Annotated in this window: 18 protein-coding genes; 8 read left to right on the top strand and 10 right to left on the bottom strand. The window is 70.5% G+C overall.

All coding sequences use genetic code 11. The features are described from left to right. The first annotated feature begins 36 nt into the window (after window positions 1-36). The 5 genes from VF542_RS11685 to VF542_RS11665 all read left to right on the top strand — a co-directional run bounded on the left by VF542_RS11685 (window position 37) and on the right by VF542_RS11665 (window position 5,386). Window positions 37-873 (top strand): CDP-alcohol phosphatidyltransferase family protein, encoded by an 837-nt coding sequence (locus VF542_RS11685; protein WP_408651881.1) that lies wholly within the window; start codon window positions 37-39, stop codon window positions 871-873. Then, the gene (locus tag VF542_RS11680) at window positions 870-2,417 is read left to right on the top strand and encodes an oligosaccharide flippase family protein (protein ID WP_408651880.1); all 1,548 of its coding nucleotides are present in this window, start codon (window positions 870-872) and stop codon (window positions 2,415-2,417) included. Before VF542_RS11685 ends, VF542_RS11680 begins: the two co-directional genes overlap by 4 nt. A 163-nt stretch (window positions 2,418-2,580) precedes the next feature. After that, window positions 2,581-4,272, top strand: a complete 1,692-nt coding sequence (locus VF542_RS11675) for a hypothetical protein (RefSeq protein ID WP_408651879.1) — start codon at window positions 2,581-2,583, stop codon at window positions 4,270-4,272. 5 nt (window positions 4,273-4,277) lie between these two features. Then, on the top strand, window positions 4,278-4,727 hold the full coding sequence (gene pssD, locus VF542_RS11670) for a PssD/Cps14F family polysaccharide biosynthesis glycosyltransferase (RefSeq protein ID WP_408651878.1): 450 nt from the start codon (window positions 4,278-4,280) through the stop codon (window positions 4,725-4,727). A 98-nt stretch (window positions 4,728-4,825) separates the two neighbouring features. After that, window positions 4,826-5,386, top strand: coding sequence for a glycosyltransferase (locus tag VF542_RS11665; RefSeq protein ID WP_408651877.1), 561 nt, complete (start codon window positions 4,826-4,828; stop codon window positions 5,384-5,386). Here the strand turns inward: VF542_RS11665 and VF542_RS11660 are convergent. The 6 genes from VF542_RS11660 to VF542_RS11635 all read right to left on the bottom strand — a co-directional run bounded on the left by VF542_RS11660 (window position 5,379) and on the right by VF542_RS11635 (window position 16,069). Next, a complete protein-coding gene (locus tag VF542_RS11660) occupies window positions 5,379-6,707 on the bottom strand; it encodes an O-antigen ligase family protein (protein ID WP_408651876.1) in 1,329 nt (442 codons plus the stop codon). The genes VF542_RS11665 and VF542_RS11660 overlap by 8 nt on opposite strands. A 2-nt stretch (window positions 6,708-6,709) precedes the next feature. Then, window positions 6,710-7,675, bottom strand: a complete 966-nt coding sequence (locus VF542_RS11655; protein WP_408651875.1) for a glycosyltransferase family 2 protein — start codon at window positions 7,673-7,675, stop codon at window positions 6,710-6,712. 82 nt (window positions 7,676-7,757) lie between these two features. Next, window positions 7,758-8,681 (bottom strand): glycoside hydrolase family 16 protein, encoded by a 924-nt coding sequence (locus tag VF542_RS11650; RefSeq protein ID WP_408651874.1) that lies wholly within the window; start codon window positions 8,679-8,681, stop codon window positions 7,758-7,760. 94 nt (window positions 8,682-8,775) lie between these two features. After that, complete coding sequence (locus VF542_RS11645) at window positions 8,776-10,329, bottom strand: family 16 glycosylhydrolase (RefSeq protein ID WP_408651873.1); 1,554 nt, start codon at window positions 10,327-10,329, stop codon at window positions 8,776-8,778. A gap of 437 nt (window positions 10,330-10,766) precedes the next feature. Next, on the bottom strand, window positions 10,767-14,366 hold the full coding sequence (locus tag VF542_RS11640) for a fibrinogen-like YCDxxxxGGGW domain-containing protein (protein WP_408651872.1): 3,600 nt from the start codon (window positions 14,364-14,366) through the stop codon (window positions 10,767-10,769). Between the two features lie 185 nt (window positions 14,367-14,551). After that, complete coding sequence (locus tag VF542_RS11635) at window positions 14,552-16,069, bottom strand: sugar transferase (RefSeq protein WP_408651871.1); 1,518 nt, start codon at window positions 16,067-16,069, stop codon at window positions 14,552-14,554. 476 nt (window positions 16,070-16,545) lie between these two features. Here VF542_RS11635 and ppc point away from each other — a divergent pair, with 476 nt between their 5' ends. The 3 genes from ppc (at window position 16,546) to VF542_RS11620 (ending at window position 21,462) form a co-directional block, all read left to right on the top strand. Continuing rightward, entirely contained in the window at window positions 16,546-19,410 is a 2,865-nt protein-coding gene (gene ppc / locus VF542_RS11630; RefSeq protein ID WP_408651870.1) for a phosphoenolpyruvate carboxylase, read from the top strand. Window positions 19,411-19,483: 73 nt separating this feature from the next. Then, window positions 19,484-20,977, top strand: coding sequence for an AlkA N-terminal domain-containing protein (locus VF542_RS11625; RefSeq protein WP_408651869.1), 1,494 nt, complete (start codon window positions 19,484-19,486; stop codon window positions 20,975-20,977). Continuing rightward, window positions 20,974-21,462: a methylated-DNA--[protein]-cysteine S-methyltransferase gene (locus VF542_RS11620; RefSeq protein WP_408651868.1), complete on the top strand. Its 489-nt coding sequence runs from the start codon at window positions 20,974-20,976 to the stop codon at window positions 21,460-21,462. The genes VF542_RS11625 and VF542_RS11620 overlap by 4 nt, the downstream gene beginning before the upstream one ends. A gap of 15 nt (window positions 21,463-21,477) precedes the next feature. Here VF542_RS11620 and VF542_RS11615 read toward each other — a convergent pair whose 3' ends face one another. The 4 genes from VF542_RS11615 to VF542_RS11600 form a co-directional block, all read right to left on the bottom strand. Further along, window positions 21,478-22,047 (bottom strand): GNAT family N-acetyltransferase, encoded by a 570-nt coding sequence (locus VF542_RS11615; RefSeq protein WP_408651867.1) that lies wholly within the window; start codon window positions 22,045-22,047, stop codon window positions 21,478-21,480. Window positions 22,048-22,102: 55 nt separating this feature from the next. Further along, complete coding sequence (locus VF542_RS11610; protein ID WP_408651866.1) at window positions 22,103-23,134, bottom strand: L,D-transpeptidase family protein; 1,032 nt, start codon at window positions 23,132-23,134, stop codon at window positions 22,103-22,105. A gap of 89 nt (window positions 23,135-23,223) precedes the next feature. Beyond that, window positions 23,224-23,796, bottom strand: coding sequence for an aminoacyl-tRNA hydrolase (pth, locus tag VF542_RS11605; protein WP_408651865.1), 573 nt, complete (start codon window positions 23,794-23,796; stop codon window positions 23,224-23,226). A gap of 89 nt (window positions 23,797-23,885) precedes the next feature. Continuing rightward, a complete protein-coding gene (locus tag VF542_RS11600; RefSeq protein WP_408651864.1) occupies window positions 23,886-24,557 on the bottom strand; it encodes a 50S ribosomal protein L25/general stress protein Ctc in 672 nt (223 codons plus the stop codon). Between the last annotated feature and the right edge of the window lie 474 nt (window positions 24,558-25,031).

The following is a 25,031-nucleotide window of genomic DNA, read 5'->3' as shown; positions in this document are numbered from 1 at the left end:
CAACAGGTCAGCCGCTGAGGAACAGGGTCCACCACGATGAACAACACCGCCGTGCGCGTGCCGGAGAGCTCTTTCGCGCTGCGTTTCGGCCACGCCCGGTCCCGGCTGGCCGGTGCCCAGAAGCCGACCGCCTCGGTGCCGGCCTACCTGCGCTTCGTCAACCGCAAGGCCGGCGGCGTGCTGGCCGCGGCCGGCTACGCGCTGCGGCTGACCCCCACCCAGCTGACGCTGCTGAGTTCGGCGGTCTCCTTCACCGGAATCGCCGTGCTGATCCTGCACGACGCCACGGTGCCGGCCGGCATCGCGGTGTCGTTGCTGCTGCTGCTCGGCTACGCGCTCGACTCGGCGGACGGCCAGCTCGCCCGGGTCCGGGGCGGCGGCAGCAAGGCCGGTGAATGGCTCGACCATGTCACCGACATAGCCAAGATCAGCTCGCTGCACAGCGCGGTCGCGATCGCCGTGCTGCGCTACTTCGACCTCGACTCGCTGCTGTACCTGGCGGTGCCGGTGATCTTCCTCGTCGCCAACGTCACCCAGTTCTTCGGCATGATGCTGCGCGACAAGCTCACCGAGCCCGGCCGGGCACCGCTGGCACCGGCCGGGTCCGCCTCGCTGCTGGTCTCGTTCGTGTTGCTGCCGCTGGATCATGGCAGCCTGGCCCTGGCGTTCCTGGTGCTCGGCGTGCACACCCTGTTCCTGTGGTGCTACGCGCTCCTGGCGCTGTGCACCGTGCTGTTCTCGATCCGCTCGCTGATCAAGGCCTACCGCGGGCTGCTCGACGCGCAACCTGTCGACACGCAGCTTCTCACCACGGCGCCTGCCGCAACCCCGGCCGGCGACTCGGCGCTCAGCCCGAGCCGCCACCGGCCGTGAGCGTGGCCAGCGCCGCCCAGCCCGCGACCAGCCCGCTGGCCGGAGTGGCCCGCGGCGGCAGCTTCGCGGTGCTGGGCACCGGCGCCGGCTCGGTCCTCGGCTTCGTCCTGACCCTGGTCCTCACCCACGGCCTGACCACCACCACCGCCGGGCAGTTCTTCAGCGCCACGGCGATCTTCATCGTGCTGCAGACCTTCCTGTCCTTCGGGGTGGGCGCCGGCCTGGTCCGGTTCGTGCCGCGGCTGCGGGCGCTGGACCGCCAGGCCGACCTGCCCGCGCTGCTGGTGGTCGCCTTCGTCCCGGTGATCGTGCTGGGCATCCTGGGCAGTGTCGCCCTGTGGTTCGCCGCCCCGGTGCTGGCCTCGCGGATCGGCCACGACAACGCCGACGCGGCGCTGAGCAGCATCCGGGTCCTGGCGCTGCTGTTCCTGCCCGGCACCATCGAGGTCGGCATCGTCGAGAGCACCCGGGCGTTCGGCAGCGTCCGCAACTACGTGCTGCTGCAGCAGGTGGGGATACCCGCGGCCAGGCCGGTGCTGGTCGGGATCGCCATCGCCGCTGGCGCGCCGCTGTGGGGGGTGGTGCTGGCCTGGCTGATCCCGCTGGTGCTGGCGCTGCTGCTGGCCGCCGCCCTGCTGGCCCGCCGGATGCGCGAGCTGTTCGGCCGCAGGCTGGCCTGGCCGGCCCGGACGACCTCGGTGCGCGACATCGCAACCGAGTACTGGCGCTTCACCGGCGCCCGCGGGCTGGCCGGCGTCATGGAGATCCTGCTGAACTGGCTCGACGTGCTGCTGGTGGCGGCGCTGGCCTCGCCGGCCGAGGCGGCCATCTACGCCGCCGCCAGCCGGTTCATCACCTCGGGGACCCTGGTGCTGCAGGCACTGCGGGTGGCCATCGCCGGTGACGTCAGCGCGGCGCTGGCCCGTCAGGACACCGACCGGGTCAGCCAGATGTACTCCACCGCCTCGCAGTGGGTGGTGCTCAGTTCCTGGCCGCTGTACCTGGTGATGGCGGTGTTCGCGCCGACGGTGCTGCGGATCTTCGGCGAGTCCTACCCGGCCGGCGCGCACGCGATGACCGTTCTCTGCCTGGCGATGCTGGTCAACCTGGCCGCCGGCAACGTCGGAACCGTGCTGCTGATGGGTGGCCGCAGTAGCTGGGTGCTGATGGACAAGGCCGGCGCGCTGGCGGTGAACGTGGCCGCCAACCTGGCTCTGGTGCCGCACTTCGGCATCACCGGCGCCGCGGTGGCCTGGGCGGTGACCATCGTCGGAGACAGCGTGCTCGCCTTCGGCCAGGTCCGCTGGGGGATGCGGATCGGCGGCAGCCTGCGCGGCCTGGTGCTGGCCGGGCTGCTGGCGCTCGGGTGCTTCGCCGTCGTGCCGGTGGCCGTCCGGATGATCGCCGGCAGCTCGCTGCCCGCGATGTCGGTGGCGATTGCCCTATCGCTGGTCCTCTACCTACCGATGGTGTGGGTACGCCGGGAAAGCCTCGGCATCCCGATCCTGATGCAGGCGCTGTCCCGGCGTACCCGACACAGCTGATCCGCACCGGCCATGCCAGGCCCGCGCGGCAGCCTTCCGGCCGCTACCGGCGAAGTAACCTAAACTTGACAGCTGTCCTAGTAGTAGGCCGTTGGGGGAACACCGTGAACGCCATGCCAGACCGGAGCACCAGGTGACCGGCAAGGCCCTTACCGGTCCACCGATGTCGAGCTCGCAGCAGTCCGTGGTCACGATCGGGCAGTTCTTCGGCATCCTGCGCCGCCGGCTGCTGCTGCTGCTGGTGCTCGTCATGCTGGGCGTCCTCGCCGCCGGGGCGCTGCTGCTCCGGACGCCCAAGACCTACGAATCCACCGCGGTCGTCGACATCTCGCCACCGGGCTCCAACAGCAGTTCCACGGTCAGCACCATCACCGAGTCGCGGATCGTGACCTCGTCCTCGGTGGCGCTGGAGGCCAAGGAGACGCTGGCCTTCGAAGGCACTCCGACCGACCTGGCCAGCCGGGTCACGGTGACCTCGCCGCTGGCCAGCCAGCTACTCAACATCACCTTCGCCGCCGGCTCCGCGCAGGGTGCCGCGGACGGGGCCAACGCCTTCGCCCACGCCTACCTGGACTACCGGACGCAGATCGCGCAGAAGGACATCACGCTGCGGATCGGCCGGATCCAGTCGCAGGTGGCTGACCTGCAGAGGAGCCTGGCTCCCCTGAAGCCGGGACAGAACGACACCCAGCGCAGCTCGCTGCAGAACCAGATCCAGCAGCTGCAGAACCAGCTGAACACGTACCAGACCTCGGTCGTCAACCCCGGCCATCAGGCCGGTGACGCGCCGGTGCCGGCGTCGGCAAGCTCGCCCAGGCCGGTGCTCTACCTGGCCGGCGGCGTGCTGTTCGGGCTGCTGTTGGGCATCGTGCTGGCCGTGATGCGCGACCGCCGCGATGACCGGGTGCGCGACTCGGCGGAGCTCGAGCACAGCCTGGGCGCCCCGGTGATCGCTGAATCGAGCTCGATCGAGAGCGGCTCCCGGCTCGGAGAGCTGGCCGCTGTCGACGCCGCCCGCGGGGCCGAGGCCGACGCCTACCGCACGATCACCACCACGGTGGCCTCGGACGCGGCCGGCAGCCGGATCGTGCTGCTGTGCGGCACCGGCCAGGACGGCCTGAGCCTCGCCCCGCTGAACCTGGCGGCCACCTTCGCGATGCAGGGCCTGCGGACCGTGATCGCCGGACCGCGCCAGGCCGTGCAGCCCGCCACCGAACTGCTCGAGGTGTCGAGCCGGCCCGGTTCGCAGAGTTCCCGGTTGGCCGACCAGCTGGCGCCCTCGGCCACGCTGCCGCTGCTCTCGGTGCTGTCACTGGGCGATGAGGTCTCCCTCGGAGCGACGCTGCGCGCCAACGGCGACCGGCTGGACGACGTCCTGGCCAGAGCCGATGTGATCGTCCTGGACGGGGTGAACATCGAGCTGCCGAGCACCTCGCTGCGACTCGGCCAGCTGGCGGACGAGGCCGTCGTGGTGGCCTACCGCAACCGTTCAACCCACGCCGGGATCGAGCGGCTGGCCCGCCAGCTGGCCCAGGTCAACACCACGGTGCTGGGTGGCGTCCTGCTCACCCGCCGGGCGGGTCTGCGTGCCAGGTTGCGCCGGCGCAGGTCCGACGCCGCGTTGCGGCGGCCGGCCGCCGGCGCCCACAGCTCGGTGCCGGAGGATGCGCCCACAACTCCGGTCGGCACGTTCACCAGCAGCGCCCCGACCAACAGCACCCCGACCGGCGGCGCCCCGACCAACAGCGCCCCCACTCACGGGACGGCCTCGGCGCGCCCGCCCGCGGGCAGCTCCAGTTCCGGCGAGTCGGCCTACCCGGGCTCGGCGCGTCCAGCCTCGGCCAGGAAGAGCTGAGCGGAATGCGGGTCTTGCTGGCCAGCTCCACCGGTGGCCATCTGGGGCAGCTCGAAGCGCTGCGGCCGTGGTGGACCCAGCACGAGCGGCACTGGATCACCTTCGACAAGCCCGATGCCCGCTCGATGCTGGCCGGCGAGGCGATCAGCTGGGCCTACCACCCGACCACCCGCAACATCCCGAACTTGATCCGTAACTTCGGCGTCGCCTGGAAGGCCCTGCGCAGCTTCCGGCCCGAGGTGGTCGTCTCGACCGGGGCCGCGGTCGCGGTGCCGGTCTTCTACCTGGCGCGGCTGATGGGTATCCGCACCGTCTACGTCGAGGTCTATGACCGGATCGACTCGGCAACCCTGACCGGACGGCTGTGCCGGCCGGTGTCGGACCTGTTCCTGGTGCAGTGGGACGAGCAGCTCAAGCTCTACCCCAACGCGATGATGATCGGCCAGCTGCTGTGAGTGAGCATCGCAGCGAGCGCAGCGAGCGAGGCGCGGAGCGAATGGGTAGCCCTGTGAGTGAGCATCGCAGCGAGCGCAGCGAGCGAGGCGCGGAGCGGATGGGTAGCCCTGTGACCGGCCCCCTTGCCGGGGTGGTGACCGTCGGCACCGACCACCACCGCTTCGACCGGCTGATGGACTGGCTGGAGCGCTGGAACACCGGCCGGCCCGGAGCGGTCCGCTGGCACGTGCAGTACGGCTCGACCCGGCCGATGGCCGGCACGGACGGCTTCGACATGAAGCCGCGCGAGGACCTGCTGGAGCTGCTGCGGTCCGCCGACGTGGTGGTGACCCAGGGCGGTCCCGGCGGCATCATGGACAGCCGGGAGTGCGGCACCGTCCCGATCGTGGTGCCCAGGCTGGCCCGGCTCGAGGAGGTGGTCGATGACCACCAGGTGGCCTTCGCCCGGCAACTGGCCGGCCGCGGCCTGGTGGTGGTCGCCGAGTCCGAGGCCGAACTGCACGCAGCCCTCGATCGAGCGGTCGGCGATCCGGCGAGCCTGGCGGTGGGCGCCAACACCAGTGACGTGAGCCAGACGGTGGCGCGGTTCGACGCCGCGGTCGCCCAGCTGCTGGCCAGCAAGCCGGCCCGGGGCAGCAGGCGCAGCTCCGTCAGGTGAGCGCCGGCCGGCGGTGCCGGTGCGCGCGGTCGGCCGGCAACTCGGTAGCCGCGTCCGGTGCGCTGCCGGGATCCTCGGCCTCGACCCGCCGGGCCCGCAGCGCCATCGCGGCGGCAGACATCGCCACCGTCAGCTGGATGCCGTCATAGCCGTAGTAGAAGAAGGTCGCGAAGGCGACGAACAGCGTCGCGTGCACCCACAGCTCGGCCTGGTCCCGGGGCTTCCAGCTCTGCAGCACGACCAGGCCGAACCAGCCCAGGAAGAAGGCCAGCGCCACGAAGCCGTAGCTGAACATCACGTTCCACACCTGGCCCTGGGTGCCGATCGACACGTCCACCGTCGTGGACGGCTGCGGCGCGCCATGCCCGAAGACCGGCGAGTTCACCGCGCCGTCGAAGGCCTCCCGGTAGATGGTCTGCCGGCCGACGTTCGTCCGGCTGTAGTGCAGCCGCTCCTGCAACCGGGCCAGCACCCCGGCCGACACCGCGACCGCCAGCCCCACCGAGGCGCCGCCGAGCACCATCGACAGCGGCAGCAGCCGGCCGCGCAGGGCCAGCCGGATCGAGGCGTAGGCCAGCACCATCCCCAGCGCCAGGAACATGCCCCGGTTCAGGGTGGCGAACGCCGGCCCGCAGGCCGCCGCGAGCAGCACCACCATGGCCAGCCGCCAGACCGGTCGCCGGAACGTCATGATCGCCGCGATCACCAGCGGAACCAGCAGCGCGACGTTGCATCCCCAGCTGTTGGTGTAGGGGAACGGAGCGCTCGGACGGTAGAAGGTGCGCGGCGAGCCGTAGGGACGCTGCACCTCGGCGAAGGACGGGTGCACCAGGGCGTGCACGTACTCGTTGTTGCTGATGTTCAGCGGCAGCAGCGCCTGCACCGGGGTCGACAGGCTGCCCCGCGGCACCAGCACGCCGAGGTAACCACCGGCCACCACGACCGCGAAGAACAGCACCAGGGCGCGCAGCACCGTCCGGTTGTTCAGCCGGCCCCGGCCGTTGTACAGGTAGAGGAAGACGACGCTGGAGCCGACGTAATTGCCCATCCGGACGCTGAAGCCGACCAGCCGCGAGCCCGAGGACAGCTCCAGCGCGGCCACGCAGGCCCACACCACGAAGCCGATCCACAACCAGAACGCCCCCGGCACCTCGACGTTGCGGCGCTGCACCAGCAGCAGGAACATCGGGATCGCGATGACCAGCACCGCGAACGCGCCGAGCCCGAGGACCCACCAGATCGGGAAGCCGGCGAACAGCGCGTACACCGGCCAGGCCGGCAGCTGCCGGGATCTGGACGGCGGCACGGACACCGAGGACATGCTCAGATCCCGCGACCGAACCGGCGGGCGGTGGCCAGCACCCGGTCGGCGCTGACCAGGCCGGTGGCGACCACCAGCGCCGCATAGCTCTGCCGGGCGCCCCGGGACTTGCGCAGCGACCGCAGCGCCCACCTCGCCGCCGGCATCCGGCGGCCCAGGGCCGCGTGGGCGAACGCGATCTGGCCCTCGATCCGGGCCAGGCCGGCCGGGTCCTGCCGGAACTCCGGAACCCGCTCCAGCAGGTAGGCCAGGGCGTCGGAGATGGTCTGCCAGCGGCTGGCGAAGAACGACGAGTCGTGCAGGTACACCCGGGACTGGGGTTCCTTGACGCAGACGATGTCCCCCAGCCGGGCCGCCCGCAGCAGCAGCTCGTAGTCCTCGGCGTAGCTGCCCGGCAGCTGCTCGTCGACCAGGCCGATCTCGGTGAGCAGCTCGGCCCGCGGTATGAGGTAGGTGGAGGCGTTGGCCTCCAGGTGCCGGTCGTTGAGCAGGTCGGCGAAGGTCAGCACCGGCAGCTCGGCCAGCCGCGGAATGTCCTTGCCGCGGTAGTGGTAGAGAAAGCCCGAGGCCGCGGCGCTGGCCCGCGGGTGCTCGCGCAGCAGCTCGACCTGGGCCCGCAGCTTGCCGGGCAGCCACTCGTCGTCGTCGTCGCAGGAGCCCACCAGCTCACCGGCCGCGGCGAGGTAGCCGGTGTTGCGGTTGCCGGCCAGCCCCGGGGTCCGGTTGTTGACCAGCACCTGCACCGTGCGGCCCTCGCGCAGGCGGACCTCGGGCATCACCGGCTCGGTGCCGTCGTAGACGACCAGGCACTCGATGTCCGCGGGGTAATCCTGGTCGATCACCGACTGGACGGCGCGGGCCAGCAGCTGCGGGCGGTCCTTGGTGGGGATGACCGCGGTGACCAGCGGCCAGACCGCCGGGTCCGACCGCCAGCCTGAGGTGTTCGGGGAGAGGCTCAGCTCGCTCATACCGTCCGTCCGCGGGGTAGCCGGCCGTGGCCGGTTGCCGGCCGGCCGGGCCGAACATACCGTGGCGCGGAGCCGGGAACCGTCAGCGCCATTGGAATACCTTCACCCAGTCCACCACCATGTCTGCCGGCAACGCGGTGTCGGCGTTCGGGCTCCCGGGGAAGGTTCCCCCGACCGCCATGTTGAGCCGGAGGTAGAACTGGCCGGCGAAGGCCTCGTCGATCCACGGCGCGGTCGAGCTGTCGCGTTCGAAGCTCAGCTGCCCGTCGACGTACCAGCGCATCACCCCGGCCTGCCACTCGGCGGCGTAGGTGTGGAACCCGCTCGCCGGGCCGCCCTGTACTTCGGCGACATGAGACTGCTTGGGATAGGTGCCCTTGCCGTCGTACCACAGCGTCTGGTGCACCGAGCGGGCTTCGGGGTCCTGGCTGTCGGAGGTGCCGATCGCCTCCATGATGTCCAGCTCACCGTCTGCGGAGCCGTCGACCGGGCGCATCCAGAACGCCGGCCACAGGCCCTTGGATTTTCCGGCCACCAGCGGCAGCTTCGCCCGCATCTCGAAACGGCCCTGATGCCAGGACGCCTTGCCCTCGGTACTCAGCATCGCCGAGGTGTAGGGGCGCCCGTTCGGGAACCGGGAGTCGTTGTCGCCACAGATCCTGGGTGTCTTCTCCCGGATGGCCCGCAGGGTCAGCATGCCGCCGGCCACCTCGACGTTCGCCCGGCGGCTCATCAGGCAGGCCAGCTCCTTGTTGCCGTCGCCGAAGGTGGAGTGGTCTTCCGGGCTCCACTTGGAGCGGTCGAGGGTGGAACCGTTGAAGTCGTCTGACCAGGCCAGCTGCCAGCCGGGCTTGGTCTCGGCCCGGAACACCTTCACGGCGGTCACCGTGGCCGCCAGCAGCAGCGCGACCGCCGCCGCCACCAGCCATCGGCGGCCGGAGGCCGGCCGCCTGGGCGCCGTTGCCTGCGGGGTGCTGCCGGCCGGCGCCGATGTCAGGTTATCCATCACACATGTCTCTGCTTCCGGGGTCCCGTCCTTGGATCTTGGGACGGGACCCCGGAAGCATATGTCAGGAGCTGGATCGCTGAGTCCGGCTCGCTCAGCTCTGCTGGTACACCCGGACGTAGTCGATCACGTAGTCGCTGGCGCCGAGCGGTGCGCCGTTGACCGGCATCCCGTACCAGGCGGGCATGCTGCCCCCGACCTGCAGGTTCAGCCGTAGGTTCATCGGCTCGTTGAAGGTGGGGTCCAGCCAGGTGAGCAGCGTCTGGGTCTTGGAGAACACCAGCCGGTCATCGACGTACCACTTCACCGAGCCGGGCTCGCGGTCCACCGCGTAGGTGTGCCAGGTGGAGGTGGTGCCGCTGGGCAGGACGTCCTCGTGACCCGCCTTGGCCATGCCGCCGTTGGTGGACTGGTGGATCGTCTGCACCGTCTTGGTGGGCAGGCCGCCGACGGCCTCCATGATGTCGAGCTCACCGAGGTTGGTGTTGTCGCGCAGCCAGAAGGCGGGCCACATGCCCTGTGCGGTGGGCAGCTTGGCGCGCATCTCGATGCGGCCGTACTGCCACGACTCGCGCCCGATGGTGTCGAGGTAACCGGAGGTGTACTGCTTGGTGGTGCTGCCGACGGTGTAGCTCTCCTTGATCGCCCGCAGGGTCAGCGCGCCGTTGCTTGTGAAGACGTTGGCCGCCCGGGAGGTGACGATCGATTCCTCGTTGTTGGCCCAGGAGTTGTTGCGGACGTTCCACTTGGTGCGGTCGATGACGTTGAAGTCCTCGTTGAAGACCAGCTTGTAGCCGCTGGGAGCCGGCGCCGAGGTGGTCGGGGACGGAGCGGGTGCCGAGCTGGTGGGGGCCGGCGCGGAGCTGGAGGGGGCGCTGGTGGTCGGCTTCGGTGCCGAGCTGGTGGGGGCCGGTGCCGAGCTGGTGGGGGCGCTGGTGGTCGGCTTCGGTGCCGAACTGGTCGGGGCCGCGCTGGTGGCGGGGGCCGAGGGAGCGGGGGCCGGGGAGCTGGCCGGGGCCGACGACGGCGGTATGCCCACCGGGGCCGGCTGGCTGGGCAGCGACAGCAGGATCAGGCTGGGCTCGCTGACCAGCACGCTCTTGCCGCTGGGCAGCGCCCAGGCCAGCACGTTGAAGTCGATGGTGCTCAGGTTCGCCGTGGCGGTGTAGTTCACGCTGACGTGCACCCAGTCGGTGGTGCGCAGCCAGGCGCTGGTGACCTTGTTGCCGCGGTAGACCAGGCGCTGGTACTCCATCTGGCGTACCGCCGCCGTGACGCCGGGGGCGTCGGTCCGGATCCAGGCGCCGGCCTGGTAGGTCGCACCTGCGACGGTGGCCTGCACGGTGTTCACCCGGTCGTTGAGGGCCAGGGTCAGCGGCGCGGCCGTCGCGTTGCGCATCCGGACGGCAAGGTGCCCGTTGTGACCGGTGACGACGCTGAGCGCACCACCCGAGCCGGTGAACCAGGACGCGGTGCCCTTGCTCAGCGTCGGGTCGGCGACCAGGTTGACGGTGGAGGCGCCGGCCACCGCGCCGGTGGTGGACAGGTTCAGGGCGGTGATCGCACCCGCGCCGACCAGTGCGACCAGCGCCGCGCCGGCCCAAGACCTTCTGATTGAGCTCGGACGCTCACGGTGCTGGCGAGACATTGATCACTCCTAGTAGTCGGTTACCCGGACTTATCGTCCGCACCGCTACTTAACTGAGCCCTTACGCTACGTATATTTCTAGATACCGATCCGTCGGTATTGGGTGCCTTATGAGGTCGTCAGGCCCAACATCATGTGGCTCAACAGCCCAGAGCGGTAACCGCCCGTCAACGCTTGCCAGCTACCTCTCCGACCTCGATCGGTGGGACGGTATGCAGACAGTAGTTACTTACAGTGATGTAACTCAGTGACTAACCGGCTCGGGCGCCTCAGCGGTTGGCCCGGCCGGCTTCCGGCATCGGCCGCCGTGACACGCCGAAGCCCCTCCTGAGGTCTCAGGAGGGGCTTCGGGTGATTGCTCGCGTCAGGACGCTGGGCGTCCTCCGGCCGGATCAGCGACCGGCCGGATCAGCGACCAGCCGGATCAGGGGCCGTCCTTACTGACCGTCCCGGATCGCCAGGTCGTCGAAGGAGACCGACTTGGCACCGACATTGGTGCCACCGCGTACCACCGAGAGGAACAGCTGGCCGGCAGCCGTCACCTCGGTATCGGTGGTGGCCCCCTTCCAGATGGTCGGTTCGGCGGTGCCGTCGGTCCAGATCTTGAACTGGATCGTCGAGCCGGTCACCCGCAGCCGCAGCCACTGCTTGGCGGTCGTCACGGCCTGGCCACCGGTCACCGACTGGAGGTTGGTGGTGACGCCGTTGACGTTCTTCTGCACCGTCACCGTGGCCAGGTTCGACTGCAGCTGCAGGCCGTAGCCGTTCTTGGGCCGGTAGGCGTTCTGCCAGCCGCCCGAGCCTCGCAGGTAGACGCTCAGGTAGCTCAGCGCGGTGTTCGAGGACCAGGTGAAGGACGTCAGCAACTCGCTGTCGGTGCGGGTGGCAAGACCGGTCAGCTGTGCCCTGGCGTACGCGCCGGACACGTCGGTCACCGCGATGGAGCCGGCCCCGGACTGGATGTCGACCGTGCCGCTGCCCGCACCGGCCGTCCAGGCCGGCGCCCACGCCGCCCCGTCGGCGCCGGAGAAGGCGTCGGTGAAGATCGGAGCCACCTCGCTCAGCGTGGTGACCGACACCGGGTCACTGGCCGGCCCGACGTTGCCCGCCGCGTCCACCGCGGTGACGGTGTAGCTGTAGGTGGCGCCCGGGGTCAGGCCGGCGTCGGTCCAGTTCAGGGCGGTGGTCTGCCCGACCTGCACGCCGTCGCGCAGCACCTGGTAGTCGGTGACCCCACGGTCATCGGTGGCCGCCGCCCAGTTCAGCGTCGCCGCCGTGGTGGTGACCCCGGTGCTGGCCAGCGAACCGGGTGCGGTCGGCGCGGTGGTGTCGGCCGGCACGGTCACCGTCACCGGCGCCGACGTCCCGGTGTTGCCCACGGCATCGCGGGCCCGCACCTGCAGGGTGTGGCTGCCGGTCGTGGTGGCCGACCAGCTGAAGCTGTACGGGGCGGTCGTCGACGAGCCGACCACGGTGCCGTCGACCAGCAGCTCGACCGAGGCGACCTCCTGGTCGTCGCTGGCGGTGGCGGTCACCGTCACCGGGCCGTAGGCGGTGGTGCCGTCGGCCGGGCTGGTGATGGTGGCCGTCGGCGCGACGGTGTCGGGCGGCAGCACGGCCACCCTGGTGGAGGTGGCGGACCGGTTGCCGCCGTCGTCGATCGCCCGGACCCAGTAGTTGGCGGGCACCGAGCCGGCGGTGTCGATGTAGGACAGGCCGCTGGTGGTCGCGATCACCCGGTCGTCACGCAGCACCTCGTAGCGAACCGAGCCGGCGTTGTCGGTCGCGGCGTCCCAGCTGAGCTTGAGGCCGGTGGTGGCGGTGCTGGACCGGAAGTTGCCGGGCACCGACGGCGCCACCGAGTCACGCTGGCAGAACTTGCCGAAGCCGCCCAGCCACTGGTAGCCGGTGCCCTGGTAGGAGCCCTGGATGAAGTCGCCGCCGAACCACAGGCAGCCGTTGGAGTCGGGCGTCAGCTCCCAGCCGCCGATGCCGGACCGGGTGTTGAGTGCACCGGGCCAGAAGTCGGGCAGGTACGCCCCGGTCGCCTCGTCCCAGGCGCCGATGTACTTGATGTTGTTCACGTCCGAGGCGTTCGGGATCGGGTTGCCGTAGTCGTAGGTGCCCGAGTAGTTGTAGTTGCCGCAGTGGCAGCTGGCATAGACCACGCCGTTGTAGATCCCAATGGTCTGGATGTCACCGCCGGACTTGGTGATGTGCGAGATCTGGCGGGCGAAGGTGTCCCGGTCGTACAGGCTCAGGATGTGCTGCGAGCCGCCCGTCCAGACGCCGTTGCCGTCTTCCTTGATGGCCTGCTGGTAGCGCCAGTCCTCACCGTGGGGTCCGATCGATCCGAGGCTCGGCTGCCAGGGCTGCAGGCCGGTCACCGACGGCGCGCCGGTGGCGGTGCTCACCACGCCCACCTTCGGCGAGGAGACCCCGTTGACGTTGTCGAAGTAGCCCGAGAAGTAAACCCGGTCACCCTGCGCGCTGGCGTCCAGCTCGACGATCGAGCCGTCGAAGTTGGGCTTCCAGGCGCCGTCGGGCTGGCCGTCGGAGACCCGCAGCCGGGCCGCCCGGCCGACCGTGACCGGGCCCTTGACGGGGGTGCCACCGGTGACCCGGTTGAAACGGCCGCCGATGTAGAGGTAGCCGTCCTGGTAGTCGATGGCCTTGACCTGCGCCGGGCTGGTATCGGTGGTGACGTAGTCGACCGAGGCGCTCCAGCCGGCAACCGTCGCCCCGGTGACCGGGTCGAGCTCGGCGAGCCCGTTCATGCCCACCACGCCGTTGACCGAGGTGAACTCACCGCCCACCACCAGCTTGCCGTCCGGGGTGGCCTGCAGGTCCCAGACCATCGCGTTCACGCTCGGCCGGAAGCTGGAGAGCCACTGGCCGGTGTTGACGTCGAAACCGGCCAGCCAGGGCTGGGCGATCTTGTCGGCCGCCGCCGGAGTGGCACCCTTCTGCACGTACTGGAAGCCGCCGCCGACATACATGATGTTGCCGATCTGGGCGAAGGTCTCGACCTCCATGTTCAGCTCGCTCTTCGCGCCGAGGATGCCGGTGACACCCCAGGGCGTGTTGGGCGAGGTCGTCGAGGAGGCCAGCGGGCGGACGGTGCTGGCCGGCAGCCCGCCGGCCGGGATCGCGGTGTAGCTGGCGCTCGTCAGCTTGGGCCGCAGGAACACCTGGGCGAAGGGCAGCGCCCCGTTCTCGCTGGCGTACTGCCAGAGGTAGCTGGTGGCGTTGTTCTGCCCGGCCACGGTGCTGTTGTTGACGGCCGGGCTGCCACTGGCGGTGCCGTCGCCGTAGGCGAAGCCCATCCGGTAGTTGTGCTTGATCGACTCGGTGGTGTAGAGCCGGAGCAGGCCCTTCTCAGTGGTGGTGGGCGCCCAGCTCTGGGTGTTGCTGGCGGTGTAGCTGGTGCCGTTGACCGAGATCCCGGACACCCGCACGCCACCGCCGATGGTCCAGGTCCAGTCGGCCCGGCTGGTGGTCTTGAGGCGCAGCTCCTGATAGGCGGTTCCGCCGGTGTTCGTGGCCCGGCGGACCCGGATGCCGTCGGCAAGGGCGTCGACCCGGCCGCCCCCCAGCAGGCCCTCAACCGTGGCCGCCGGAAGCGTGGCGGGCGCGAACGCGCCGGTACCGGTCGGGGTGGTGCGCACCGCACCCGCGGTTCCCTGGCCGTTGTAGGCCCAGGTCCAGCCGTCCCGGCCGCGGCCGATGAGCACCCAACCGCCACCGTCGGTGGTCATGTCACAGTAGAACTGCTCCGGAGCGATGAGCTGGGGTGTCTGCAGCCAGTAGACGCCGTCCACGCTGGTCGGCTTCTGCTGCTTGATGGCCCAGCAGGACGGCGCGGCGAGCCAGGACTGCGAACCGTCCAGCTGGGCCGTGGTGGCGGCAGCCGCCGGGGTGAGCCCGACCAGGCCGCCGGCCAGCACGCTGGCCGCCAGCACCACGGTGCCCAGCAGCGCGCGGGCACGTCGGGACAGCATGCCGGAGGCGGTCTGTGCATTGCCACTGCTGAGCATTCGTTCTTCCCCTACCTAGAGCCGCCACGAGCGCGATCCTGCATATGCATTTGTCAGCCGCTCGTAAAATCGGTGCTAAGCGGTGGGATCAAGGCTAGCCCACCGCTCGCACTGTGTAAAGCTGGTATGAATTGATTTTAGCCTTATGTGACAAGGGCAATCTTTGGTTACCGTCTGCTACTGGCTCAGTACGCTCCGGAACCAGCGGCGACGGCACGTGCGGTCTTCCAGAGGATGAAGAGGTCCTCGCCCAGGGACCAGTTCTCCACGTAGCGCAGGTCCAGCTGGACCGACTCGTCCCAGCTGAGGTCGCTGCGCCCGCTGATCTGCCACAGTCCGGTCAGGCCCGGCTTGACCAGCAGCCGGCGGTGCACGTGGTCCTCGTAACGGGCCACCTCCAGCGGCAGCGGCGGCCGGGGGCCGACCAGGGACATGGTGCCCAGCAGGACGTTGATCAGCTGCGGCAGCTCGTCCAGGGAGTACTTGCGCAAGAACTTGCCGACCCGGGTGACCCGGGGATCCTCGCGCATCTTGAACAGCACGCCGTCGCCGTGGTCGCTCTGGTCCCGCAGGCTGGCCAGCCGCTCCTCGGCGTCGGCGTACATCGAACGGAACTTGAGCATCACGAAGGTGCTGCCGGCCCGCCCGACCCGGATCTGGCGGAACAGCGCCGGCCCGGAACTGGTGAGCCGGACCGCCAGGACGAGCACCAGGAACAGCGGCGAGAGCAGCAACAGCGCCACGGCGGCCACGCTGCGGTCGAAGGCGCCCTTGAACACCCGCCGGACCCCGGTGAACTTGGGCTCCTCCACGTGCAGCAGCGGCAGCCCCGCGACCGGCATGATGTGCAGACGCGGACCGGCCACCTCGGTCAGGCCGGGCGACACCATCAGGTCGGTCGAGCTGCCCTCCAGCTGCCAGGACACCCAGCGCAGCTTCTCCGGGCCGATCGCGCCGGAGGACACCACCGCGACCGTGTCGGCACCGCTGAGCCGCACCGCGCTGACGATCGAGTCCACGTCACCGAGCAGCGGGACCTCGGCTTCGCCGAGGGTGTCGATGGTCCGCATGTCGGCGATCGACTCCGACGGCACGCAGGCGCCGACCACCCGGAGGCCGGCGTAGTCGTCGCGCCGCAGCACCATGCTGAACTTGCTGATCGCCTCGGCGTCGCCGACCAGCAGCACCGACTTCATCGCCCGGCCCCGGGCGCGCTGGGCATGCAGCCACTTGCGGGCGGCGTAGCGGGCCAGCAGGTTCATGGCCAGCGCCAGTGGCAGTGCGACCAGGATGAAACCCCGGGCGAACTCGGCATCGGTCACGAACGCGATGAACGCGATCAGCGCGGTCATGTGCAGGAAGGCGCGGAAGATCCGCTGGAACTCCGCGGCGCCGACACCGACCAGCCGGGCGCCGTAGCCGTGGTTGATCCCGATCAGGGCAACCCAGCCCAACGGCAGCATCACGGCAACCAGCAGGTTCAACGGCGCGGAGGCGCCCAGGCCGAAGCGCAGCAGGTAGGCGGTGGCGATCGCCGCCCAGGCGGTGACGAGGTCGGTGATGACCAGGCCGCGCTGGTACCGGCGAAGCCAGCGGGTGCGGCGCTGGACGCCGGAGTCTTCGGGAGCGGGTTCGAGCGCGCTGGGATCGGTCCAGCCTGCGATGACGGGCGGCTGCAGGCCGTCGGAGAACGTGGTGGTCAATTCGGCCCGATCATCCTTGGCTGTCGACTCGGCGCCGGCCGGCGAACCGGCGACCGCCAGCCTGCTGGAAGCCGATCGATCGCCATTATCCCCACCCGCGACGTCTAGGCCTGACGTGTACATCTTTCCCCCGTTGTCGCAGGCGGCCTGGACCGGCCTGCATCTCCCCAAGTGCGTCAGCCGGAATCTGCTGTCCGGATGACTCCTGTACGAACATCAACAACGCACCTCGGGGCAAAACGTTACTTCCCGCCGTCCCCCGATCGACGTCTGTAACAAGACGTTTATAGCTGGTGAAGTGAGCGTTTGGGAAGCGCTAAATTCCTTTAACTACCAACATATTTTATCCTAACGCCACTGTTTGCGCTCTCTGTAATCAGGTGTCTGCGCACCGTTACCAAAACACTCCAAAACGCCCTTCTTCCGACCGGGTGTTCACGAGCCGGTAATCCTGGAGGTCATGCCCGCGGCGGTTCATGGGAGAAGATTGGAGGGTGACTACCCGCACCACCTCCCCCGAGCTGTCCGAGCTGACCCGGCTGAGCGACGACGACACACCCCTGCGCCGCGACGTCCGGCGGGTCGGCCAGTTGCTGGGCGACTCGCTGGTCCGCCAGCACGGCCCCGCGCTGCTCGACCTGGTCGAGCAGGTCCGGGCGCTGACCAAGCAGAGCAAGGACGCGGTACGCAGCGAGGACCGCACCGCGGCCCGCGACGAGGTGCGGGCCCTGCTGGCCGGGTTGCCGACCGACACCGTCTCGGCGCTGGTGCGGGCGTTCTCGGCCTACTTCCACCTCGCCAACGTCGCCGAGCAGGTGCACCGGGTACGCAGCCTGCGGGACCGGCCGGCCGAGGAGGGCTGGCTGGCCAGCTCGGTCGCCGCGGTGGCGGCCAAGGCCGGTCCGGACGGCCTCAGCCAGGCGGTGCACGCCCTCGCGGTGCGCCCGGTGTTCACCGCGCACCCCACCGAGGCCAGCCGCCGGTCCATCCTGAGCAAGCTGCGCCGGCTGGCCGACGTGCTCGCCGACCCGACCGAGCCCGGCACCGCCGCCCGCCAGCGCCAGGACCGCAGCCTGGCCGAGATCATCGACCTGATCTGGCAGACCGACGAGCTGCGCCGGCACCAGCCCACCCCGGTCGACGAGGCGCGCAACGCGGTCTACTACCTGCAGGAGCTGATCGACGAGACCGTGCCGGACTTCACCAGCGACCTCGCCGCCGAGCTCGCCCGCCACGGCGCGCAGCTGGACACCGAGGCCCGGCCGCTGACCTTCGGCTCCTGGATCGGCGGTGACCGGGACGGCAATCCGAACGTCACCGCCGCAGTCACCAGCGAGGTGCTGCGGCTGCAACACCACGTGGCCGCCCGCTCGGTATTGGCGGAGGTCGACGCGCTGATCGGCGAGCTATCCTCCTCCAGCTCGATCGTCGGGGTGTCGCCGGAACTGCTCGCCTCGATCGATACCGACCTCGCCAACCTGCCCGAACTCGACCCGCGGATCCGGGTGGTGAACGAGACCGAGCCGTACCGGCTGAAGCTGTCCTGCATCAGGCACAAGATCCTCAACACCCGGCAGCGGATCGATGTCGGCAGCCGGCACGTGCCCGGCCGGGACTACCTGGGCCGCTCGGAGCTGCTGGCCGAGCTGCGGTTGATCGCGACCTCGCTGCGGCAGCACTCCGGCGAGCTGATCGCCGCCGGGCTGCTGGCCCGGGTGGAGCGGACCGTCTCGATCTTCGGGCTGCACCTGGCAACCCTGGACATCCGCGAGCACGCCGACGCCCACCACCACGCCGTCGGCCAGTTGATCGATCGGCTCAAGGAGGAGCACTGGCTCTACGCCGATCTGCCCCGGGACTACCGGCGGCGGCTGCTGTCCAAGGAGCTGGCCTCCCGCCGGCCGCTGGCCCAGACGCCACCGCCGCTGGACGCTGCCGGCGCCAGGACGTTCGCCGTCTTCACCGAGATCCGCCAGGCACTGGACACCTACGGCGTCGAGGTGATCGAGAGCTACATCGTGTCGATGACCAAGGGTGCCGACGACGTGCTCGCCGCCGTGGTGCTGGCCCGCGAGGCCGGGCTCGTGGACGTGCACGGCACCGGTGGCCCCGGTGATCCGGAGGTCGACCGGCGGCCGGTGGCCCGGATCGGCTTCGTCCCGCTGCTGGAGACCGTCGAGGAGCTCCGCCACAGCGGTGACGTGCTCGACGAGCTGCTGTCGGACCCGACCTACCGGCTGATCGTCCGGCTGCGCGGGGACGTCCAGGAGGTGATGCTCGGCTACTCCGACTCCAACAAGGACGCGGGCATCACCACCTCGCAGTGGGAGATCCACAAGACCCAGCGCACCCTGCGCGACGTCGCGGCCCGGCACGGGGTCCGGCTGCGGCTCTTCCACGGCCGTGGCGGGACCGTCGGCCGGGGCGGCGGGCCCACCTACGACTCGATCCTGGCCCAGCCCTGGGGAGTGCTGGTCGGTGAGATCAAGTTCACCGAGCAGGGCGAGGTGATCAGCGACAAGTACTCGCTGCCCGAGCTGGCCCGCGAGAACCTGGAACTGACCGTGGCCGCGGTGCTGCGGGCCTCGGCGCTGCACCTGACGCCGCGCCAGCGGCCGGACCAGCTGCAGACCTGGGACCACACCATGGAGCTGGTCAGCGAGGCCGCCTTCACCACCTACCGCAGGTTCGTCGACGACCCCGGCCTGCCGGCCTACTTCCTCGCCTCCACGCCGGTCGAGCAGCTCGGCTCGCTCAACATCGGGTCCCGGCCGTCCCGGCGTCCGGATTCGGGCAGCGGCATCTCAGGGCTGCGTGCCATCCCGTGGGTGTTCGGCTGGACCCAGTCCCGCCAGATCGTGCCGGGCTGGTTCGGCGTCGGTTCCGGGCTGCGGGCTGCCCGCGAGGCGGGCCTGGCGGACGCGCTGGCAGACATGCACGCCAACTGGCACTTCTTCCGGACGTTCATCTCCAACGTCGAGATGACGCTGGCCAAGACCGACCTGGAGATCGCCTCGCACTACGTCTCGAGCCTGGTCCCCACCGAGCTGCGCCGGCTGTTCGAGCTGGTCAAGGCAGAGCACGAGCTGACGGTAGATGAGGTGCTGCGGGTCAGCGGTGAGCAGTTCCTGCTCGATGACCAACCCCTGCTGCAGCGAACCCTGAGCGTTCGGGACGCCTACCTGGACCCGATCTCCTACGCCCAGGTGGACCTGCTGTCGCGGGTCCGTTCCGGTGAGGTCGCGCCACCGGCCGCGGACGGCGGCGCCGCCGAACAGCTGCGCCGGGCCCTGCTGCTGACCATGAACGGCGTGGCGGCCGGGCTGCGCAACACCGGCTGACACCGGCTGATTCGGAAAACACGCTGTCCGAAAACCGCCAGTCAGCCGGACCGGGGCAGGGCAGACTGGAGGCATGCCGATCGATGAGGACGCCGCGTACCGGGCTGTGCGCAGCCGTGACGCCCGCTTCGACGGGATGTTCTACACCGGCGTCCGCACGACCGGGATCTACTGCCGGCCGTCGTGCTCGGCCCGCACCCCGCACCGGCGCAACGTCGGCTTCTACCCGAGCTCGGCGGCTGCCCAGCGGGCCGGCTTCCGGGCCTGCAAGATGTGCCGTCCGGACGCCACGCCGGGTTCGGCGGACTGGAACAGCCGCGCGGACCTGACCGGCCGGGCCGTCCGGCTGATCGCCGACGGGGTGGTCGACCGGGACGGGGTCGCGGGGCTGGCCCGGGAACTGGGGTACTCCGAGCGCCAGCTCAACCGGGCGCTGGTCGCCACGCTCGGCGCGCCGCCACTGGCGCTGGCCCGGGCCCAGCGTGCCCAGACCGCCCGGATCCTGCTGGAGACCACCGACCTGGCGGCCTCCGAGATCGCCTTCGCGGCCGGCTTCGCCAGCATCCGGCAGTTCAACGACACCATCCGGGAGGTGTTCGCCAGCACCCCGAGCGGGCTGCGGGCCAGCCGCGCCCGGACGGGTGGCGAGCCCGGCACCATCGACCTGCGGCTGGCCTACCGGTCGCCGATGGACCTCACCACCTCGCTGCGCTACCTGGCCGGCCGGGCGGTCACCGGCCTGGAGAGCTACGACGGGACGACCCTGACCAGGACGCTGCGACTGCCGCACGGCGCCGGCCTGGTCTCACTGGCCCCGGCCGCCGGCTACGTGGCCGCCCGGCTGCGGCTGGCCGACCACCGGGATCTGGCCGCCGCGGTGGCCCGGGTCCGCAGGTTGCTGGACCTCGACGCCGATCCGCAGGCGGTGGACGAGGTGCTCGCCGGGCAACCGGCGCTGACCGGGCTGGTGGCCCGGCGGCCGGGGTTGCGCTCGCCGGGCGCGGTGGACGGCTTCGAGATGGCGGTCCGGGCGGTGGTCGGGCAGCAGGTCTCGGTGGCCGCGGCGCGGACCGTGCTGGGCCGGCTGGTCGCCGAGCACGGCCGGCCGGCCTTCGAGGGCAACCCCGACTGGCGGCTGTTCCCCGAGCCCGCGGCGATCGCGGCCCTGGACCCGGCCGCATTGCCGATGCCGCGGGCACGCGGGCGCAGCCTGGTCGCGCTGGCCGCCGCGATGGCCACCCGCGCCCTGGTCCTGGGGCCGGGCTCCGATCGTGCCGAGGCCCGGGCCGCGCTGCTCCGGCTGCCCGGCATCGGAGCGTGGACCGCGGACTACCTGCTGATGCGCGCGATCGGTGACCCGGACGTCTACCTGGGCACCGACCTCGGCATCCGGCAGGCGCTGGCGCGGCTGCCCGGCGCCACCGCGCTGGACGCCAGCGCCACCGCACCCTGGCGCAGCTACCTGACCCATCACCTGTGGGCAAGTCTGGGCGATCCCCAGCCGGCGCCTCCCGAGCATGAACCTCTTCTGGACAAGGGCTCCTCACCGAACAAGGACGGGAAATGATCATTCACAGCTATGTCGACTCACCGCTGGGCCCGCTGCTGCTGACCGGCGACGGCGAGGGCCTCACCGGCCTGTACACCGACCAGCACGGCCGGCCGCCGACCGAGCTGGGCCACCGGGCGGATGAGGAGTTCACCGAGGCCCGGACCCAGCTCGATGAGTACTTCGCCGGCGAGCGCGATGACTTCGACCTTCCGCTGCACGCCCCGGGCACCGCCTTCCAGCGGGCGGTGTGGCAGGCGCTGCGCCAGATCCGCTACGGCTCCACGATGAGCTACCGGCAGGTGGCCGAGCAGATCGGCAACCCCAAGGCGGTCCGGGCGGTCGGTTCGGCCAACAGCCGCAATCCGATCTCGATCATCGTCCCGTGCCACCGGGTGGTGGGCAGCGACGGCAAGCTGGTCGGCTACGCCGGCGGCTTCTCCGCCAAGCGCTGGCTACTCGACCACGAACAGGCGACAGCAGGACTCAGCTCTATCAGGTGATCCCTCGTATCCGGGTCACCATAGCTTGTCGATGTCACCTGGGTAGAGCTCGATATGGGCCTGGTCGAAGCTGGCGGCGTGCTCGCGGGCGTGATCGGTGAACAGTTCAGCCACAACGACTTTGTCCAACCGGTCGCTGGGGAACGGGTTTTCCGGGGTGCCGCCGATGAGCACCGTGCCGGGCAGGATCCGCCAGCCGGCGCGGCGGTAGAACGTGGCCAGGGCCCGGTCGCAGGTGAAGATGCCCAGGTCGGCCCCGCTGGCGGCGATCCGCTCACGGGCCGCGGTGACCAGACGGTGGCCGTGTCCACGTTTGCGTTGCGCCTGGTCGGTGACGACGGTGCTGAGCCCGCTGGCGGCGTAGCGCCGGCCGTCATGAGTGATCTCCTTGGACAGGATGGCCAGCGAGGCCAACACGATCTCACGGTCGTCGACGAGCAGCATGGTCACCGGCTGCAGCGCCGGGTCGTGGTCGGTCGATGGCTCACCAGTGCCCCGCGGCCACGCCTGGTCCTGCAAGGCCACGATCTGCACGTGCAACGCAGGCGGCACCGCGTGCGGCGGGAACGACAGGACGCGGGTCATCTGCCGGGACAGCTCACCCCACTGGGCGTGGGGTAGCTCGACGGGCCGGACCTGCTCACGCCGGGTTGACCGGGATGTCGCGGCAGCCCAGCCTCGGGTTGCCGGTGCCCAGGGAGATGTTGAGCGCGTAGACGCAGACCGTGTGCCAGCCGTTGATCACGCCGGTCAGGGTGAAGTCGAAGCCCTGGTTCGGGCCGAACGGCCTGGCGGCCGCGACGTCCGGGCGGTACACGCCGGTGCCGTACCGGCCCGCCATCCGGCCGTCGATGTAGATGTCGATCCAGAGCCGGGCTGACGGCGAGTCCGGGTCCGCCGCCCAGCCGACCGCTCGTACGGTGCCCCGGCCTCCGGTGACCGAGTCGAGGTGGCCCTGCGGGTTGTGCTTGGCGGCGGCGGCGTTGGCCTGGGTGATGATGCTGGTCGCCTGGCTGCCCACCCCCATCGAGATCACCGGGTGCGCGGCCGGGTTCAGCCAGCGCATCACGTAGTACAGCGACGAGGCGGCGATCGCGACGCAACCGGCGGTGGGATGGCCGTTGGTGACGTGCAGGAAGAAGCCGGAACCGGCGCCGGCCCGTACCGGGAATCGGTTGTAGTCGATCACCACGGCATGGGAGTACACCGCGCCGGCGGTGTAGAGGTTCTCACTCGGCCAGCCCGGTGAGTAGGTCTGGCGCACATGGGTGTTGTAGGCCGGGCTGCTGGAGACCTCGTTCCACCAGTCCGCCCGGGTGGCCTGGAAGTACGGCAGCCGGGTGCCGTTGGTGGGCTGGTTGCCGAAGGCCTGGGTGAGGCCGAAGACGCCGGCCGGCGTCCGGGCCAGCCCCTCCCGGGTCGCCCCGATGCCGTTGCGGCCGAGGTAGGCGGTGATCGGGCCGGAGTGGTGGCGGAACCCGCCCGTGCTGAGGCGGGTCCACAGGTCGAACCGGGCGGTGGTGGAGCTGGAACTGCTCGCCTGCACGGTGATGACCTGGTCGGGCGGGGTGGCCGCGTCCGCGGTCCCGGCCAGCGGCGGCGCCAGCACGGCCACGACGGTGCCCGCCAGCCCGGTGAGCACGGCGGTTGCCAGCCCGAGGACGGCTCTCATTGCGACTCCTTCCGGGCACTGCCCGGCCATCCCCGTACGACAACTGCGGGTGGACGGTATCGCAGCCGGGGCCGGCCTGCGCGCGGCTGTCAGGAGTTGAACTCGTTCTGGGCCGCTTCCAGGCCCTTGACGAGCAGCGCCTCCACCGCGTCGGCGGCCCGGTCGATCAGGAAGGCCAGCTCCTTGCGCTCGGCGGCGGCGAACTCGCGCAGCACGTAGTCCGCCGGGTCCTGGCGCCCGGGCGGCCGGCCGATGCCGAACCGCACCCGCAGGTAGTCCTTGGAACCCAGCGCCGCGCTGGTGGACTTCAGGCCGTTGTGGCCACCCTCGCCGCCTCCGCGCTTGAGCCGCAACCCGCCGAACGGCAGGTCCAACTCGTCGTGCACGACGATGATCCGCTCGACACCCACCTTGTGGAACCGGCTGATCCCCACGATCGGACCGCCGGATTCGTTCATGTAGGACTTCGGCTTGGCCAGCACCACGGGCTGACCGGCCAGCCGGCCCTCGACCACGTCGGTGCGGCTCCGGTGAGCCTTGAAGGACCCGCCCATCCGGGCGGCCAGCTCGTCGGCGACCAGGAACCCGGCGTTGTGCCGGGTGCCGGCATAGCGAGGGCCCGGGTTGCCGAGCCCGACGATCAGGAAACGCTCGTCAGTCATGGCAATCCGGGCCTCTGGGCTATGGCGGCTAGGTCGATCGGGCAGCGCAAGCAGCCGTAACCGGCGCCGCCAGCCGGCGACGGTCAGTCCTACGCCTCGTCCGTCGTCGCGGCGTCGCCCGCGGCCGGCCCCTCGTCGGTGGTGTCGTCCCCGGCCGGCTCCTCGACGATGCCCAGCTCGGCGATCGACTCGGCAGTGTCGGCTTCGATGTCCTCGGCGGTCGGCGCGGTGCTGACGTTGAGCAGCAGTGTCTCGGGATCGGTGACCAGCGTCGCGCCGGCCGGCAGCGTCAGGTCACCGGCGGTGACGTGCGCGCCGGCGTCCAGGCCCTCGACCGAGACCTCGATCTCGCTGGGCAGGTGGGTGGCCTCGGCCTCGACCTGCACCGTGGTGTGCTCCTGGCCGAGCATCGCGCCGGGGGCGACGTCGCCGGTGATCAGCAGCGGGACGTCGATGGTGACCCGCTCGCCGCGGCGGACGGCGATCAGGTCGACGTGCTCGAAGTCGCCGCGGATCGGGTGCCGCTGGACGGCCTTGGGAATGGTGAACTCGTCCTTGCCGTCGAGGGTGATCGTCAGCAGCACGTTGCCGCCACCCCGCTTGATGGCCTGGGCGAACTCGCGCGCCGGCAGCGAGACATGCCGCGGGTCGGCCCCGTGGCCGTAGATGACGGCGGGGATCTTGCCGGAACGACGGGTACGGCGAGCGCCACCCTTGCCGAACTCGGTACGTACTTCGGCGGCCAAACGGACTTCAGACACGGGGGCGCTCCTGTTGGATCAAGTCGTACGGAAGTTGGTTCGTGGATCGTGAGGGGTGTTGCTCAGTCAAGCGTGCTGACTGTGTGACGGCGGTCATATTGCTGTTGTCCGAACGCGGTGTTGCCCGAGAGCGCGGCTGGCGCACCTGCGGTCGAGGACCGCGGGCCACACCAGGTCACAACACAGCGCCGGCAAGCACCGCGTCGATAACGGGCCCCACAAGAACGGCCTACCGAGCCAGAGGCTCAGCCGATCGGTCTGTGGACTCCCTCGCCGAGGCAACCCTGCGATCCTACAAGCCAAGCCGAGCGCCGGGGAAATCGGGTAGCCCGGTATGGCGCACCGCCACCGGCGTGCTGATCGGGGTGCCGGGGCCGCGCACTAGCATCGCAGCCGTGTCCCGAACTGCCGCCCAGGTGCGCGTCCGGGTTCCCGCCAAGATCAACCTCCAGCTGCTGGTGGGGCCGCTGCGTG

Origin of the sequence: Jatrophihabitans sp. (genome assembly GCF_036389215.1) — a bacterium.
In the GTDB taxonomy this organism is placed as follows: domain Bacteria; phylum Actinomycetota; class Actinomycetes; order Mycobacteriales; family Jatrophihabitantaceae; genus Jatrophihabitans_A.
The sequence above is the reverse complement of the archived record's forward strand: the minus strand, read 5'-3'. Positions and strand labels throughout refer to the sequence as shown.

What these genes read in the sequence shown, in the direction of transcription:
- ppc (WP_408651870.1), top strand. Translation starts at nt 16,546, where the DNA reads ATGGGAGAAGATTGGAGGGTGACTACCCGCACCACCTCCCCCGAGCTG.
- VF542_RS11665 (WP_408651877.1), top strand. Translation starts at nt 4,826, where the DNA reads ATGGGTAGCCCTGTGACCGGCCCCCTTGCCGGGGTGGTGACCGTCGGC.
- VF542_RS11615 (WP_408651867.1), bottom strand. Translation starts at nt 22,047, where the DNA reads ATGACCCGCGTCCTGTCGTTCCCGCCGCACGCGGTGCCGCCTGCGTTG.
- VF542_RS11655 (WP_408651875.1), bottom strand. Translation starts at nt 7,675, where the DNA reads ATGAGCGAGCTGAGCCTCTCCCCGAACACCTCAGGCTGGCGGTCGGAC.
- VF542_RS11650 (WP_408651874.1), bottom strand. Translation starts at nt 8,681, where the DNA reads ATGGATAACCTGACATCGGCGCCGGCCGGCAGCACCCCGCAGGCAACG.
- VF542_RS11645 (WP_408651873.1), bottom strand. Translation starts at nt 10,329, where the DNA reads ATGTCTCGCCAGCACCGTGAGCGTCCGAGCTCAATCAGAAGGTCTTGG.
- VF542_RS11610 (WP_408651866.1), bottom strand. Translation starts at nt 23,134, where the DNA reads ATGAGAGCCGTCCTCGGGCTGGCAACCGCCGTGCTCACCGGGCTGGCG.
- VF542_RS11625 (WP_408651869.1), top strand. Translation starts at nt 19,484, where the DNA reads ATGCCGATCGATGAGGACGCCGCGTACCGGGCTGTGCGCAGCCGTGAC.
- VF542_RS11685 (WP_408651881.1), top strand. Translation starts at nt 37, where the DNA reads ATGAACAACACCGCCGTGCGCGTGCCGGAGAGCTCTTTCGCGCTGCGT.
- pssD (WP_408651878.1), top strand. Translation starts at nt 4,278, where the DNA reads ATGCGGGTCTTGCTGGCCAGCTCCACCGGTGGCCATCTGGGGCAGCTC.
- VF542_RS11675 (WP_408651879.1), top strand. Translation starts at nt 2,581, where the DNA reads ATGTCGAGCTCGCAGCAGTCCGTGGTCACGATCGGGCAGTTCTTCGGC.
- VF542_RS11640 (WP_408651872.1), bottom strand. Translation starts at nt 14,366, where the DNA reads ATGCTCAGCAGTGGCAATGCACAGACCGCCTCCGGCATGCTGTCCCGA.
- pth (WP_408651865.1), bottom strand. Translation starts at nt 23,796, where the DNA reads ATGACTGACGAGCGTTTCCTGATCGTCGGGCTCGGCAACCCGGGCCCT.
- VF542_RS11660 (WP_408651876.1), bottom strand. Translation starts at nt 6,707, where the DNA reads ATGTCCTCGGTGTCCGTGCCGCCGTCCAGATCCCGGCAGCTGCCGGCC.
- VF542_RS11620 (WP_408651868.1), top strand. Translation starts at nt 20,974, where the DNA reads ATGATCATTCACAGCTATGTCGACTCACCGCTGGGCCCGCTGCTGCTG.